The organism is Bradyrhizobium sp. SZCCHNRI1029 (genome assembly GCF_032487555.1).
In the GTDB taxonomy this organism is placed as follows: domain Bacteria; phylum Pseudomonadota; class Alphaproteobacteria; order Rhizobiales; family Xanthobacteraceae; genus Bradyrhizobium.
This window is the reverse complement of sequence record NZ_JAUEUK010000005.1, coordinates 83351-98180: the sequence shown is the minus strand read 5'-3', so window position 1 is coordinate 98180 and position 14830 is coordinate 83351. Positions and strand designations below refer to the sequence as shown.

General features: G+C 66.2%; 13 protein-coding genes. 9 read left to right on the top strand and 4 right to left on the bottom strand.

The genetic code is table 11. From position 1 onward, the window contains the following. Positions 1 to 172 precede the first annotated feature (172 nt). Both QW861_RS15560 and QW861_RS15555 read left to right on the top strand, forming a co-directional pair. Positions 173 to 487 carry a hypothetical protein gene (locus QW861_RS15560; RefSeq protein WP_409998654.1) on the top strand — a complete coding sequence of 105 codons (315 nt, stop codon included), beginning with the start codon at positions 173 to 175 and terminating at the stop codon, positions 485 to 487. Between the two features lie 31 nt (positions 488 to 518). Then, positions 519 to 1190: a dienelactone hydrolase family protein gene (locus QW861_RS15555; RefSeq protein ID WP_315751819.1), complete on the top strand. Its 672-nt coding sequence runs from the start codon at positions 519 to 521 to the stop codon at positions 1188 to 1190. A gap of 99 nt (positions 1191 to 1289) precedes the next feature. Here the strand turns inward: QW861_RS15555 and QW861_RS15550 are convergent, their stop codons facing one another. The 3 genes from QW861_RS15550 to QW861_RS15540 form a co-directional block, all read right to left on the bottom strand. Next, complete coding sequence (locus tag QW861_RS15550; RefSeq protein ID WP_315715029.1) at positions 1290 to 2006, bottom strand: polysaccharide biosynthesis/export family protein; 717 nt, start codon at positions 2004 to 2006, stop codon at positions 1290 to 1292. Positions 2007 to 2183: 177 nt separating this feature from the next. Next, a complete protein-coding gene (gene msrA, locus QW861_RS15545; protein ID WP_315751818.1) occupies positions 2184 to 2840 on the bottom strand; it encodes a peptide-methionine (S)-S-oxide reductase MsrA in 657 nt (218 codons plus the stop codon). 184 nt (positions 2841 to 3024) lie between these two features. After that, positions 3025 to 3342, bottom strand: coding sequence for a hypothetical protein (locus QW861_RS15540; RefSeq protein WP_315715027.1), 318 nt, complete (start codon positions 3340 to 3342; stop codon positions 3025 to 3027). 357 nt (positions 3343 to 3699) lie between these two features. Between QW861_RS15540 and rpsT the strand changes: the two genes are divergently transcribed. Continuing rightward, positions 3700 to 3966, top strand: coding sequence for a 30S ribosomal protein S20 (gene rpsT / locus QW861_RS15535; protein WP_315715026.1), 267 nt, complete (start codon positions 3700 to 3702; stop codon positions 3964 to 3966). A 539-nt stretch (positions 3967 to 4505) separates the two neighbouring features. On the opposite strand, the gene QW861_RS15530 is transcribed toward rpsT, so the two are convergent. Continuing rightward, entirely contained in the window at positions 4506 to 4826 is a 321-nt protein-coding gene (locus QW861_RS15530) for a hypothetical protein (RefSeq protein WP_315715025.1), read from the bottom strand. Between the two features lie 490 nt (positions 4827 to 5316). On the opposite strand from QW861_RS15530, the gene dnaA reads away from it, so the two are divergent. The 6 genes from dnaA (at position 5317) to gyrB (ending at position 14734) form a co-directional block, all read left to right on the top strand. After that, positions 5317 to 6756 carry a chromosomal replication initiator protein DnaA gene (dnaA, locus tag QW861_RS15525; RefSeq protein ID WP_315715023.1) on the top strand — a complete coding sequence of 480 codons (1440 nt, stop codon included), beginning with the start codon at positions 5317 to 5319 and terminating at the stop codon, positions 6754 to 6756. A gap of 311 nt (positions 6757 to 7067) precedes the next feature. Further along, positions 7068 to 8186: a DNA polymerase III subunit beta gene (dnaN, locus tag QW861_RS15520; protein WP_315751817.1), complete on the top strand. Its 1119-nt coding sequence runs from the start codon at positions 7068 to 7070 to the stop codon at positions 8184 to 8186. 69 nt (positions 8187 to 8255) lie between these two features. Further along, positions 8256 to 8543 (top strand): GIY-YIG nuclease family protein, encoded by a 288-nt coding sequence (locus tag QW861_RS15515; protein WP_315751816.1) that lies wholly within the window; start codon positions 8256 to 8258, stop codon positions 8541 to 8543. 63 nt (positions 8544 to 8606) lie between these two features. Beyond that, positions 8607 to 9743 carry a DNA replication/repair protein RecF gene (gene recF / locus QW861_RS15510; protein WP_315751815.1) on the top strand — a complete coding sequence of 379 codons (1137 nt, stop codon included), beginning with the start codon at positions 8607 to 8609 and terminating at the stop codon, positions 9741 to 9743. Positions 9744 to 9874: 131 nt separating this feature from the next. Continuing rightward, positions 9875 to 12016, top strand: coding sequence for a hypothetical protein (locus QW861_RS15505; protein WP_315751814.1), 2142 nt, complete (start codon positions 9875 to 9877; stop codon positions 12014 to 12016). Between the two features lie 282 nt (positions 12017 to 12298). Next, the gene (gene gyrB / locus QW861_RS15500) at positions 12299 to 14734 is read left to right on the top strand and encodes a DNA topoisomerase (ATP-hydrolyzing) subunit B (protein WP_315751813.1); all 2436 of its coding nucleotides are present in this window, start codon (positions 12299 to 12301) and stop codon (positions 14732 to 14734) included. Positions 14735 to 14830 lie beyond the last annotated feature (96 nt).

The following is a 14830-nucleotide window of genomic DNA, read 5'->3' as shown; positions in this document are numbered from 1 at the left end:
CGGGATTTGAACGCCGGCCTGCCACATGAAATGGCATTTGCGTTGTGCAGCGCGAACGATGCTGGGCTGGTGACGCCGGGCAGGTTAAGAAGGTGCAGCCAACGCCGACAGCGAAAGGAGATTTCAGCCCATGAGACCATCCGTACGTATGACGCTGTGCCTGGCTGCGGCCATGCTGCCGAGCCTGTCGGCCGTAAGCCCTGCTGCGGCAGGGCAGTCGCTCGGCGTCGCCGACGCGCCTTTCACAGCGACGTTATCCAACGTCACGCCGCTTGCCTTCGGCATGGATGTCGGTGAGACATCGCGCGTGCTGGAGCAGCCGTTGATCTATCTGAACGGCGCGCCCGGCAACGAGACCTTTCTGGCACTGCGTAATCTCGGCGGCAGCGGACTGGTCCCGCACCATCACCGCCTCTACCTGAAGTTCCGCAGGGGACGGCTGACCGGCTGGAAAGAGGACTACGGCACCAACTGGATGTGGCGCTGACGCGCGCCTGACGACCGCAAGAGGACAGAACGTGGGACAAGATATCAAGCTGACGGCATCCGACGGCTTCCAGCTCGGCGCCTATCGCGCCGATCCGACGGGAAGTGCAAAGGGCGCGCTGGTCGTCATCCAGGAGATCTTCGGTGTCAACCATCACATCCGCAACGTCTGCGACCGCCTCGCCGCCGCGGGTTACGTTGCCATCGCGCCGGCGATCTTCGACCGCGTCGAACCCGGCTTCACCTCAGGCTATTCGCCAGACGAGATCGCGGTCGCGCGCAAGTTCGTCGCCAATCCGGATTGGGCGGCCTTTTTGCGCGACACCCAGGCCGCAATCGACGGCGTGAAGAATGTCGGGCCGGTCGGCATCATCGGTTTCTGCCTCGGCGGCAGCATCGCCTATGCGGCTGCGACCAAGCTGTCGGGCCTCCGCGCTGCCGTCGGCTATTACGGCGGCGCTGTCGCGCGGTTCGCCGACGACAAGCCGACGGTGCCGACCCAGCTACATTTCGGCGAGAAGGACGCGGGCATCCCCTTGCGCGACGTCGAGGCCATCAAGGCCAAGCGGCCGGACGTCGAGATCTTCGTCTATCCCGGCGCACAGCACGGCTTCGGTTGCGACGAGCGCGCCAGCTACGACCAGCCGAGCGCCGATCTCGCCTGGACGCGCAGCCTGGCGTTCCTTGCGCAGCACCTGCACTGAACGTCCAACCACCGTCATTGCGAGGAGCCTCGCGTCACTCAGCGTCAGGTCGACGCAGGTGCTCAGGTAGGCGTTGAGCCGCAATCACTCGTGCGGAGATCAGAACCAGCGCTCGCCGACCTGGATGGTGTCGCCCGGCTTGAGCGAGGTGCCGAGCGGCACCTCGTAGCGCGCGGCCCCGGAAGCATCGGTGTGGGTCAGGGTGACGACGTCGCGCCGCGCCCGAGGCGAGAAGCCGCCGGCGATCGCGATCGCGCTCTCCACCGTCATGTTGGGTACGTAGGGGTATTGGCCGGGCGCCTGCACCTCGCCGAGGATGAAGAACGGGCGATAGGCTTCGATCTCGACGGCCACCGAGGGCTCGCGGATGTAGCCGTTGCGCAGCTTGGCGGTGATCTCGGCAGCGAGGCCGGCGGTGGTGCGGCCGCGCGCCGGCACGCTGCCGATCAGCGGCATCGTGATCGATCCGGACGCATCGATCGCATAGGTGTTGGTCAGGCCCTCCTGGCCGTAGACGACGACGCGCAGCTTGTCGCCGGCGTCGAGATGATAGGCGGAGTCGCGGCGCGCCGGCGCATAGCCGGCGGGAACGACATAGGCGCCTGCGCCGGTGGCGGCAGCGAACGAGTTGCGCAGCGCCGGGATCGCCCCGCCCTGCCCGGTGGCGGCAACCGGGCCGGTGGAAGGCGTTCCATAGGCCATAGCGTCGAGATCGCTCTGCGGCTGGACGGCAGCGACGGGGGAGATCGTCTGCATGCAGCCCGACAACAGGATCGCGGACAGGACGGCAATGACCGGAACAAACAACGCGCGCACTCGAACAATCCTTGAATGAGGATGTGCGCTAGTCATGCGCGGTTAAGGTTAACAAACCGTTGGCGCGTGTAGTCCCCGTCGCAAGCGGGCGACGGTCAAAGCCGCCCGAAAAAATCCCCCTCCCACGGCGTGGGAGAGGGATCCGATGTTCACCGTGATCGGGCGCGCTCAGCCTGCCTATGCGCTCACGCCGACTCCGATCGGGCACGCGACGCCCGTTCCGCCCAGGCCGCAATATCCGGCCGGATTCTTGGCCAGGTACTGCTGATGATAATCCTCGGCGAAATAGAACGGCCCTGCCGGGACGATCTCCGTCGTAATCGCTCCGAGCCCCTTGGCGCGCAGCGCCGACTCGTAGGCCGTCTTCGACGCCTCGGCCGCCTCGCGCTGCGCGTCGCTGAACGTGTAGATCGCCGAGCGATATTGCGTGCCGACGTCGTTGCCCTGACGCATGCCCTGGGTCGGGTCGTGGCTCTCCCAGAACGTCTTCAGGAGGCGCTCGTAGGACATGATCTTGGGATCGAACACCACCAGCACGACCTCCGTGTGCGCCGTCTGCCCCGAGCACACCTCCTCGTAGGTCGGGTTCGGCGTATGGCCTCCGGCATAGCCGACGGCGGTGACGTGGATGCCGTCACCGAGCTGCCAGAACTTACGCTCCGCGCCCCAGAAGCAGCCGAGCCCGAACACGGCCTGCTCGAGGCCGTCCGGATAGGGCGGCAACAGGCGGCGACCGTTGACGAAATGCGTCGCGGCGGTGGGGATCGGCTGGGCGCGGCCGGGCAGCGCCTCGGCGGCAGACGGCATGACAGGGGCTTTGCGCATGAAGAACATGGGATGTCTCCGCTCATGGCCAGCGCCCGCGGGACGGCCCACGGCGCGATGACCTCTTGTCAGGGGAATATATAGGGCTCTACGGGTCCGGCAGTAGCGCTGTTACGCCGCGCCAGCGGTTCCCGCGCCGCGCTGCCGGCGGAATCCAAGACCGCTGCCGGCGCGACGAGACGAACCGCCGCGCTCAGTCGCGCCCGTAGCCGATCAGCGGCTTGCGCGGCCGGAACAGCAGCATCAGCAGGATTCCGAGCAGGCCAAGCACCGCAAACACTGGCTGATCCAAAAATACCTTGACGATCCACTCCCACAGGAACGGGGCCTTGGCCTCGATCCAGGCCTTGAAGGCGGCCTGGCTCGCCTGGTGGACGTCGTTCCAGAGCTGGCCGAAACGGGTGAACTGCAGGGTCTGGTCGGCCACCCAGCGCGCGCCGTCATAGACCAGGAAGATGAAGCTTCCGGCCAGCAGCAACAGCCCTACCAGACGGAAAAAACCGCGGATCATGCCTCACCTGCCCTCTCTCGCTCGCCCTTGCGGGCAGCAAGGCCATAGCGGGGGCCCCGCAGAAATTCAACCTCGTCAGGGGCTTAGAACCGGGTTTTGGTCGATTCCGGCCGCCGCGGGCGCTCCGAGACCGTTGACGCTCGGCAGGGCTGCCCCTATAAGGTCGCCATTGGCGGTGGGCGCAATCCCGCCGCCGCTGTTCTTTGAGCAGCGCCGATCCGCCGAGCACCCGCTCCGGTCATGGCATTCTCAGAGAGGCGTCCGAACAACCCACCGCGTCGATGGGGCCGCGTCAAGCGGGCCGCGCGCGTACCCGCAAGAGCGGCGACTGCTCGCCGCCGAAGGATATTTGAGAGCATGGCCAACACGACCTCCGCGAAGAAGGCGACGCGCAAGATTGCCCGCCGCACCATCATCAACAAGTCGCGCCGCACCCAGATGCGCGGCGCGGTTCGCTCCGTCGAGGACGCGATCAAGAAGGGCGATCGCGACGCCGCGCTGAAGGCGATGGCCAATGCCGAGCCGCAGCTGATGCGCGCCGCGCAGCGCAACATCATTCACAAGAACAACGCGAGCCGCAAAGTGTCGCGCCTCACGCATCAGATCGCCAAGCTCGCGAAGTGACGCTGACGATCGGCTGACGAACTATCAAGATGCAAACAGCCCGGCTCGCGCCGGGCTTTTCTTTTGTACCATCTTCAATTGCGCGTTCCGCTGTCGCGCATCCCTCCATCGCTCGCCGCGCCTTCTCCATTTGATGGTCACATCTTGATGGTGATATCGCATCGCGAATACGATCTTCGCGCGTGGTGGAACCCGCGCGATGTCGTGCGCGCCTGACACATGTTCCGTCGGAACTACACGAAGTTCCGTATTTTTACGCAGTGACAATATTGTCTCATCTGAAACAGCTGCGAATCTGCGCGCCGCGCTTGCGCATCGATGTCAAGAGCGCGCGATGCGCCGCTCACTTTGCGCACCGCGCATCGCGGGAGTTACCCGCTTCGAGCAATCGCGAAAAACATCGTTTCGAAAATGACTTAAGTGCATAGCGCGACCAAGTGATTGGAAAAGCGGGTGAGGCCGGTCGAAACATAAAAAAATTATGAAGAAATTTTGGGCAGACGATGTTGTTTGTCACATCCGAGATTCCTCGCGATGATTCAAAACGTTGCTTTCTTAACGCGCAACACCGCGTCGCAACCGCTGCGAAGACTCGTAACGCGTGCTCCGATCTTATGGATTGCGAGTCCTGACGCATCGTGTATTTCTTTAATCACTCGCGGCGCCCACGATCTTGAGACCAGCGCGGTTTTAGAAACGGGGCGGACGTGCAAATCGGCGGCGGTGTGCGCGTTGGCGACGCTTTCCAAAGCGATGGCCGGATCTGTACCCATAGCAATATGGGGAACGATCGAACTTTGTCGAAATTTCTCGGGCGCAGCATCATCGTTGCGCCGCTTTGAACAAGAGAAATACGACATCGGTCGACCCGGCTGGAGCTCGTGGCGGCTTCGCTCACCGAGTGGACAAGTTGGACGGGGATGTACGGCGGTGCGGCTGAATCTTGGGGTTCGGGCGCGGCGGCATTGGGATGACAACTTGCCGTGAGCAATCACGGCAGGGCGGGGAGGTTGCATGTTTTACGGACACATTGCGAGCACACACTATAGGCTGGTTCCGGACAACGCACCCTTGGCGGTCAACACTGAAGTGATCGACATCTCCAGCCCGGCCATTGCCAGCACGGCGATCGGCCCTCCCGCGTCCATCGCGCATCTGAGTATGCGCTGACCTCGCGGAGAAGCTTCTTCCACCAGCATTGATGGCCCGACGGCGTCCACGCCGAACGGCGAGCCATGTCTGGAGTTGAGCCTCCGCTCGAGGTCTCGCTGCGGCACACGTGTCCTTTCACGGGACGTCTGCCCGGCGATCACACGACACCACCACTCAATTCGAAAAGTTGCGACTGCCATGACAAATTCGGAACAGGAACGCTGGTCTCGCGTGAAGGGTCGGCTGCGCTCGACCGTCGGCGAGGACGTCTATACGAGCTGGTTCGCGCGGATGGACCTCGAAGCCGTCCAGGACGAAAGCGTTCATCTGTCGGTGCCGACGCGTTTCCTGAAGAGCTGGATCCAGGCGCATTATGCCGAGCGCGTGCTGTCGTGCTGGCAGGCCGAGATGCCGGAGGTGCACCGTATCGATCTGTCCGTTCGCACCGCGATGCGCTGCGCGGCGCCGGTCAAGGAAGCTCCCGTCGCCGTCGAAGCCCGCCGCGCCGAACGCAACGACGCCAGGCCGGCGACCAGCGCCGACGCGCGAACGGCGTCGGCTGCGGCTTCGCTCGCCACGAGCCATGATGCGCTCGGCGGCTCGCCGCTCGATCCGCGGCTGACCTTCGCCAGCTTCGTCGTCGGCCGCGCCAACACGCTGGCCCATGCGGCGGCGCGCCAGGTCGCCGACGGTCGCCGCGGCGATCCCGTGATGTTCAACCCGCTCTACATCCATGCCGGTGTCGGGCTGGGCAAGACGCATCTGCTGCAGGCCGTGACCTGGGCCGGCAACGCCGGCGGCGAACGGAAGGTGCTGTACCTCACCGCCGAGAAATTCATGTACGGCTTCGTCGCAGCGCTGAAATCGCAGACGGCGCTGGCCTTCAAGGAGGCGCTGCGCGGCATCGACGTGCTGGTGATCGACGACCTGCAGTTCCTGCAGGGCAAATCCACCCAGGCGGAGTTCTGTCATACGCTGAATGCGCTGATCGACGCGGGGCGTCAGGTTGTGATCGCAGCCGACCGGCCGCCGTCCGACCTCGAAAGTCTCGATGATCGCGTCCGCTCGCGGCTTGCCGGCGGCCTCGTCGTCGAGATGGCAACTTTGGGCGAGGATCTGCGCCTCGGCATTCTCAAGTCGCGCGTCGCGGCGGCCCGCGCCCATCATGCGAGCTTCGACGTGCCGGAGCCGGTGCTCGACTATCTCGCCCGCTCCATCACCCATAACGGCCGCGATCTCGAGGGCGCGATCAACCGCCTGCTGGCGCATTCCAAGCTCAACAACCAGCCGGTCACGCTCGACATGGCCGAGCGCGAGGTGCGTGACCTGGTGCGGCCGCAGGAACCGAAGCGCATCAAGATCGAGGACATCCAGCGCGTCGTGGCGCGGCAGTACAACGTCAGCCGCTCCGACCTCCTGTCGTCGCGCCGCACCGCCAACGTGGTGCGCCCGCGCCAGGTCGCGATGTACCTCGCCAAGACGCTGACCCTGCGCTCGCTGCCCGAGATCGGCCGCCGCTTCGGCGGGCGCGACCACACCACCGTGCTGCATGCGGTGCGCAAGATCGAGGCGCTCGTCGGCAAGGACGTCGCGCTGAACGACGAAGTCGAGTCGCTGAAGCGCCAGTTGCAGGATTAGAGGGCACGCACGGCCAGGGGAGCGGACAGAAGGTTCGCCCCCAGCCGGGCCGTTGTCCCGGCCGTTCGACGCTGTCCTCGGACGTCATGCTCGGCCCCCGCCTCCGGGTCACGGAAGAGCCTGCCGAAACATGGGAAATCGGCTCCGCATCCCTTGCGCTTGAGCCCCATCCGCGCCACTTTACGCCTCCCCCTCACGCTCCTGGACGCTGGCCAAGCGCCGTTCGGGCGCGAGGTGCCATCGGCCGCGGCGCTGCTATAGCCCGCCGGCATTCCAGGACAAGCTCAGTTGGAACGGGCGGGTATAATACAATGAAGGTGACCGTCGAACGCGCACAGCTCCTGAAGTCGCTGGGCCACGTCCATCGTGTGGTCGAGCGCCGCAACACCATCCCGATCCTGGGCAATGTGCTGGTGCGCGCCGAGAATGCCCGGCTGTCGCTGCGCGCGACCGATCTCGATCTCGAAGTGACGGAAACCCTGGCTGCCGAGACCGCCACCGCGGGCTCGACCACAGTTCCGGCGCACATGTTCTACGACATCGTCCGCAAGCTGCCGGACGGCTCGCAGATCGTGCTGGAGAGCGACGGCGAGCGCGCGGTGCTCGCGATCCGCGCCGGCCGCTCCAAGTTCACCTTGCAGACGCTGCCGGAGAGCGACTTCCCGGATCTCGCCGCAGGCGACATGACGCATGCGTTCGGGGTTCCCGCCAAGGACATCAAGAGCCTGATCGACCGCACGCAGTTCGCGATCTCCACCGAGGAGACGCGCTATTACCTGAACGGCATCTATCTGCACGCCGGCGGCACCGCCAAGCAGCCGACCTTGCGCGCCGTCGCCACCGACGGTCACCGCCTCGCCCAGGTCGACCTGCCGCAGCCGGCCGGCGCCGCCGAGATGCCCGGCGTGATCGTGCCGCGCAAGACCGTCGGCGAGGTGCAGCGGCTGATCGAGGACAATGACAGCGAGATCAGGATCGAGCTGTCGCAGGGCAAGATCCGCTTCACCTTGGGGCAGGTGGTGCTGACTTCGAAGCTGATCGACGGCACCTTCCCGGATTACGGCCGCGTCATTCCGCAGAACAACGACAAGGAGCTGGTCGTCGACAAGGCCGATTTCGCCGCCGCCGTCGACCGCGTCTCCACCATTTCCTCCGAGCGCGGCCGCGCCGTGAAGCTGGCGCTGGCGCCCGGCAAGCTGGTGCTGTCGGTGACCAATCCGGATTCCGGCAGCGCGACCGAAGAGCTCGAGGTTGAATACGCCGCCGACGCGCTCGATATCGGCTTCAACTCGCGCTATCTGCTCGACATCGCTGCCCAGATCGAGGGCGAGGTCGCCGTGCTCCGGCTCGCCGATCCAGGCTCGCCGACATTGATCCAGGACCGCGACAACAGGAATGCGCTGTACGTGCTGATGCCGATGCGGGTGTGAGGCGAGACTTCTGCGAGATCGAGTTTAACCCGTCATGGCCGGGCTTGACCCGGCCATCCATCCTTACAAATGGCCTACTGGGTTTACATCCTCGCGAGCAAGCCGGGCGGCACGCTGTATGTCGGCGTGACCAATGATCTCGTCCGGCGCGTCTATGAGCACCGCGAAGGTCTCGCCGAGAGCTTTACGCGCCGCTATGGCATCGAGCGCCTCGTCTATTTCGAGGCGCATGAGACGATCGCCGCAGCATTGCAGCGTGAGAAGAACATCAAGCACTGGTCACGCGAATGGAAGGTCGACTTGATCGTCGCAAACAATCCGGACTGGCGCGATCTCTATGATGAAATGGTCCGCTGACGCGGACGATGGATTGCCGGGTCAAGCCCGGCAATGACAGAACTGGGCTTGCAACTCCACCCCATGACCCCCTCCCGCATCCACCGTCTCGCGCTGACGCATTTTCGCAGCTATCGCGCTGCCAGCGTCAGCGTGCAGGCGGACATGGTCGCGCTGGTCGGGGCCAACGGCGCCGGCAAGACCAATTGCCTGGAGGCGATCTCGTTCTTCGCGCCGGGCCGCGGCCTGCGCCGTGCCACCCTGGAGGACGTCGCCGACAACCAGGGCGACGGGTCGTGGGCGGTCTCGGCGGAGGTCGAGGGCGCGCTGGGGCTGACGACCTTCGGCACCGGCATCGAGCCGCCGCGCAGCGATGCGAGCACAACACGCCGCTGCCGCATCGACCGCGAACCGGTCGGCTCGGCGGCCGCCTTCGGCGATCACATCCGCATGGTGTGGCTGACCCCTTCGATGGACGGCCTGTTCATGGGCGCGGCCTCGGAGCGGCGGCGCTTCTTCGACCGCCTGGTGCTCGCGATCGACAGCGAGCATTCGAGCCGGGTGTCGGCGCTGGAGCGCTCGCTGCGCTCGCGCAACCGGCTGCTCGAGGTCCGCAATTTCGACGATCATTGGTGTGACGCGATCGAGCGCGAGACCGCGGAGCTCGCGGTCGCCGTCGCCGCGAGCCGCGGCCAGACCGCGGTGAAGCTCGCCGCGATGCTGCGGCAGCGCGGACAAGCCTCGGCGTTCCCGTCCGCCGAGATCGCGCTCGACGGCTGGATGGAGAATGCGCTGCTGAGCGAGCCGGCCCTCGCCGTCGAGGACCGTTATCGCGCTGTCCTGCGCGACAATCGCGCGCGCGATGCCGCCGCCGGCCGCACGCTCGACGGTCCGCATCTCACCGATCTCCATGTCGTCTATGCGCCGAAGAGCATGCCGGCGCGCGACGCGTCGACCGGCGAGCAGAAGGCGCTGCTGATCGGCCTCATCCTTGCGCATGCGACCTTGGTCGCCGAAACCACCGGCATCGTGCCGATGCTGCTGCTCGACGAGATCGTCGCCCATCTCGATCCCGGCCGCCGCACCGCTTTGTTCGCCGAGCTCGGCACGCTCGGTGCCCAGGTATGGCTGACCGGCGCCGATCCCGCGGCGTTTGCCGAACTACGCGAGCTCGGCGAGATCTTCGACGTCGAGGCGGGGCGGATCAGCGCGCGGCGGTAGCTCATTCCGCCGTTGAACCTACCAGTTCGCCGGCTCGACTAGTTGTCGTTGGATGGCACGCCGGCGCCAACCGCTCTCCTCCAGCGCCCGAGGGCACAAGCGCCCCGAACTCGAAATCCCGGAGATCGATGATGTCAGAGCTTTGGCAGCAGGCCATCGCCGCGCCGCGGCTGAGTCGGTTTGCGTGCGGGCTGTTGCTGCTCGCGAGCTGTGCCGGACCTGCGCGCGCCGACGACGCCATCGTCGACGTCCACGCGCTGCCGCGGCTCGAGGGTGCGGTGGAAGACACGTCGCATCCCGATCGCTACCGCGCCATCTATCGTCTGCCGGCGCCTGTCGCAGCGGCCAATGCCGCCACGCAGCAGTTGCTCGGCGCCGACGGCTGGGTGCGCTATGTCAGGCCGCTCGAAGAGCGCAATCCGACGCTCAGCTACAAGAAGGACAAGCAGGGGCTCCTGGTCTTCTTCACAGGCAGCGCCGGCCGCGCCGGGCAGTCGGAGGTGACCTACTCGCCGCAGCGGATCTACGCCAATTTGCCGTTCCCCGATGGCGCTGCTGACATCGTGTTCGACGAGACGCGGCCTTATCTGTCATGCATCGCGCCGATGACGCTGGATGCGGCGCTGACCTTGTTCCGCAAGGAGATGTCCGCCCTCGGCTGGGAGCCGCTGACGGCCGAGGCCGCCGCGCGCTGGCCCAATGCCGATCTGGGCGAGACCGCGCCGGGCGGCGTGCGCGCCTTCTACGGCCATGACGACGGCGACGGTTATCGCCGGCAGAATCCGGTGATGCTGACGCTGACCCGGCGCGACGACGGCCGGACCCATGTCGAGATCCGGATCGCGCCATTCGCGCTACCCTCCACCCTCGAAGCCGGCGACGACCACGCCGGCCTGCCGATGCCGAAGCCGACCAAGTGGTCGCAAAGCCTCGGCAGCGCGGCCTCGTCGAGCCGCCAGGCCAATGGCGCCGTCATCGCCGAGCTGCCGGCCGTGCTCGCCTTCTACACGCGGCAGATCCCCGCGCGCGGCTGGCGGATCGAGACGGCCGGTCCGGGAACGCCGGACGAGGTCACGCTCAAGGTCGTCGCGCCCGAGGACAACGGGACCTTGAAGCTGTCCCGCAAGTACGATCTCACCATGGTCGAGCTATCGATGCGCACCACCGAAGCCGCCCTGGCCGCCCGCGCCAAGGCGAAGAAGGACGCCGACGACAGGTTCATGGCGGATGCCGCCGCGATGGCCAAGCAGGTGATCGCCGCCGACGAGGCGCGCCGCGCCGTGCAGGCCGGCGCCATGTCGGATGCGCCCGTGAAGCCGCTGGCCGGCAATCCGGCGCCGATCGCGCTGCCCGAGACCGCCGAGGCCGTGAGCTTCGATGGCGACCGGGGACAGCTCGCGTTCAAGTCGGCTTCGTCGGTGAAGACACTCGCCGGCTTCTTCCGTTCCACGTTGAAGACGGCCGGCTGGAAGGAGGCGCCGACCGTGATCGACAATCCGACCATGGCGCGCCTGGAGTTCTCGGCGAAGGGCAAGTCGGTGGCGTTCACGATCATGCAGATGGGCCCCAAGGTGAACGTCACGGCCGACGGCACCGGCCTGCTCGCCGCCGCCAGGCCTTCGGCCGCGGCCCGACCGGCCAAGGACGCGACGCCGCTCGAGGCCGATCCCGACTCGGCGCTGCCGGTGCCGAAGCAGCACAGCGCGACCGCGCTGTCGCGGTCCAGGGCGCCGGGAATGGACACGCCGCTGCGGCTGGAGCTGGAGGCCAGCGTCCCGGCCGAGCTCGGTGCCGTCACGGCCTTCTACCGCGCCGAGCTGACCAGGCTCGGCTGGCGGGAGAAGCCCGAGGACGCGCAGGCCAGCCCCGATCGGGTCCGGCTCACCTTTACCTCGTCGCAGGGACCCGCCGTGCTCACGCTCGGGCGCGCCAAAGGCGAGACCTCGGTCAACCTGGTGCAAAGGAATGCAGAAGCGGCGGCCAAGGCCGGCATCCTGCCGAAGCCTGGCCGGGCCAAGCTGATGCTCGGCAATATCGGCGACACCGACGCCGTGCTGACCATCAACGGGCAGACGATCAGGATCGCGGCCGGCACCGGCAGCCCGCAATCGCCCAAGGGCCCGCTGCTCGACCTGCCGCCAGGCAAGCACCGCTACGAGCTGAAGATCGCCCGCCGGCCCGCCGTGATCGACACGCTGGAGCTCGCCGCCGGCGATGCCTGGGGCCTCATGGTTGGCCCGGGTGGCACCGCCCTGCCGCTCCCGCTCTACTGAGGCGGCACCTGCCGCGTCACGCGTGACTCGTGCCCTGAATCGCACGCGAAAGCGCCCCGCTGCACGCCTCAAAACCAGCCGCGGGAATGGCCTGAATCCGGCTTTCGGAGGGGACGAAAACGACCCTCGCCAGGCCTTGAAAAACCGTTAAAAAGCGCTATCTCTTCAATGTCTTACGACGGGCCACTTTGCGCTAGGCGCGTGGCTTCTTTCGTGAGAGAAAGAGCGCTCTCGGCATGCGATCTGCAATGCCGATTCGACCACCCCTTCCGAAGGCCCCACATGACCGAACCCGCCCGGCAAACCATCGCCGACAACGAGCCTGCAACCGCGAACGAATACGGCGCAGAATCGATCCGGGTGTTGAAGGGCCTGGATGCCGTGCGCAAGCGCCCGGGCATGTATATCGGCGACACCGATGACGGCTCCGGCCTGCATCACATGGTCTACGAGGTCGTCGACAACGCGATCGACGAGGCGCTGGCTGGTCACGCCACCGCGGTCGAGGTGGTGCTCAATCCGGACAATTCGGTCACCGTGCGCGACGACGGCCGCGGCATTCCTGTGGACATTCACAAGGGCGAAGGCGTGTCCGCCGCCGAGGTCATCATGACCCAGCTGCACGCCGGCGGAAAGTTCGACCAGAACTCCTACAAGGTGTCCGGCGGACTGCACGGCGTCGGCGTCTCCGTCGTCAACGCGCTGTCGAGCAAGCTGCAGCTTCGGGTCTGGCGCGACGACAAGGAGCATCTCATCGAGTTCGCCCATGGCGACGCGATTGCGCCGCTGAAAGTGGTCGGCGAGGCCAAGGGCAAGCGCGGCACCGAGGTGACGTTCCTGGCCTCGACGGAGACCTTCAAGAACGTCGAATACGACTACGCGACGCTCGAGCATCGCCTGCGCGAGCTCGCCTTCCTCAATTCCGGCGTCAACATCGTGCTCTCCGACATGCGCCACGCGGTCGAGAAGCGCGAGGAGATGCATTACGACGGCGGCGTCGAGGAGTTCGTCAAATATCTCGACCGCAACAAGAAGGCGATCGTTCCGGCGCCGATCATGGTGCGCTCGGAGGTCAACGGCATCACGGTGGAAGCTGCGCTGTGGTGGAACGACAGCTATCATGAGAACGTGCTGTGCTTCACCAACAACATCCCGCAGCGTGACGGCGGCACCCATCTCGCCGGCTTCCGCGGCGCGCTGACGCGCCAGGTCAACGGCTACGCCGAGGCCAATGCGAAGAAGGAGAAGATCGCGCTGACCGGCGACGACTGTCGCGAGGGTCTCACCGCCGTCCTTTCCGTGAAGGTGCCGGATCCGAAATTCTCGTCGCAGACCAAGGACAAGCTGGTGTCCTCGGAAGTGCGTCCCGTGGTCGAGAACGTTCTGAACGAGGCGCTCGCCGCCTGGTTCGAGGAGCATCCGGGCGAGGCCAAGACCATCGTCGGCAAGGTGATCCAGGCCGCAGCGGCACGCGAGGCCGCGCGCAAGGCGCGCGAGCTGACCCGCAAGAGCCCGCTCAGCGTCTCCTCGCTGCCCGGCAAGCTCGCCGACTGCCAGGAGAAGGATCCGGCCAAGTCCGAGCTCTTCATCGTCGAGGGTGACTCGGCCGGCGGCAGCGCCAAGCAGGGCCGCAACCGCGAGTTCCAGGCGGTGCTGCCGCTGCGCGGCAAGATCCTCAATGTCGAGCGCGTGCGCCCCGACAAGATGCTGTCGAGCGAGCAGATCGGCACCCTGATCACCGCGCTCGGCACCGGCATCAGCGACGAGTTCTCGATCGACAAGCTGCGCTATCACAAGATCATCGTGATGACGGACGCCGACGTCGACGGCGCCCACATCCGCACGCTGCTGCTGACCTTCTTCTACCGGCAGATGCGCGAGATCATCGATCGCGGCCACCTCTACATCGCCCAGCCGCCGCTCTACAAAGTCACGCGCGGCAAGTCCGAGCAGTATTTGAAGGACGAGCGCGCGCTCGAGGACTATTTGATCGGCACCGGCCTCGACGATTGCGTGTTCAAGACGGCGGAAGGCGAGGAGCGCAAGGGGCGTGACCTCCTGGCGCTGGTCGAGGAAGCGCGTCTCGTCCGCAACATCCTGCGCAACCTGCACACGCGCTACGACCGCAAGGTCGTCGAGCAGGCCGCGATCGCCGGCGTGCTGCGCCCGGACATCACCCGCGACATCCCGACGGCGGACGCCGCGGCCGCCTACATCGCAAAGCGGCTCGACGTGCTGGCCGACGAGGTCGAGCGCGGCTGGATCGGCCACTTCGTCGAGGGCCAGGGCTTCACCTTCGAGCGCACCGTGCGGGGCGTCAAGGACGTCGCCGTCATCGACGACGCATTGCTCGCGTCCGTCGATGCCCGCAAGCTGGACGAATATGCGGCCCGCCTGCAAGAGGCCTATGCGAAGCCCGGCGCCTTGCGCCGTGGCGACGTCCAGACCGTGATCCATGGCCCGGTCGATTTGTTCGAGGCGGTCACCGATGCCGGCCGCAAGGGCATCAACATGCAGCGTTACAAAGGCCTCGGCGAGATGAACCCGCAACAGCTCTGGGAGACCACGCTCGACACTGAGGCCCGTACGCTGCTCCAGGTGAAGGTCAAGGAGGTCGACGAGGCCGACGACATCTTCACCAAGCTGATGGGCGACGTGGTCGAGCCGCGCCGCGAGTTCATCCAGGACAACTCGCTGTCGGCCAACGTGGACGTGTAGTCGCGACGTCCAGCCCGAGTCTACCTCGCACTGGCGCGATAGACGACCAGGCGCACCCTGAGTCTGCGGAGCAGTGGCCTGCCCGTGCCTTCCGTG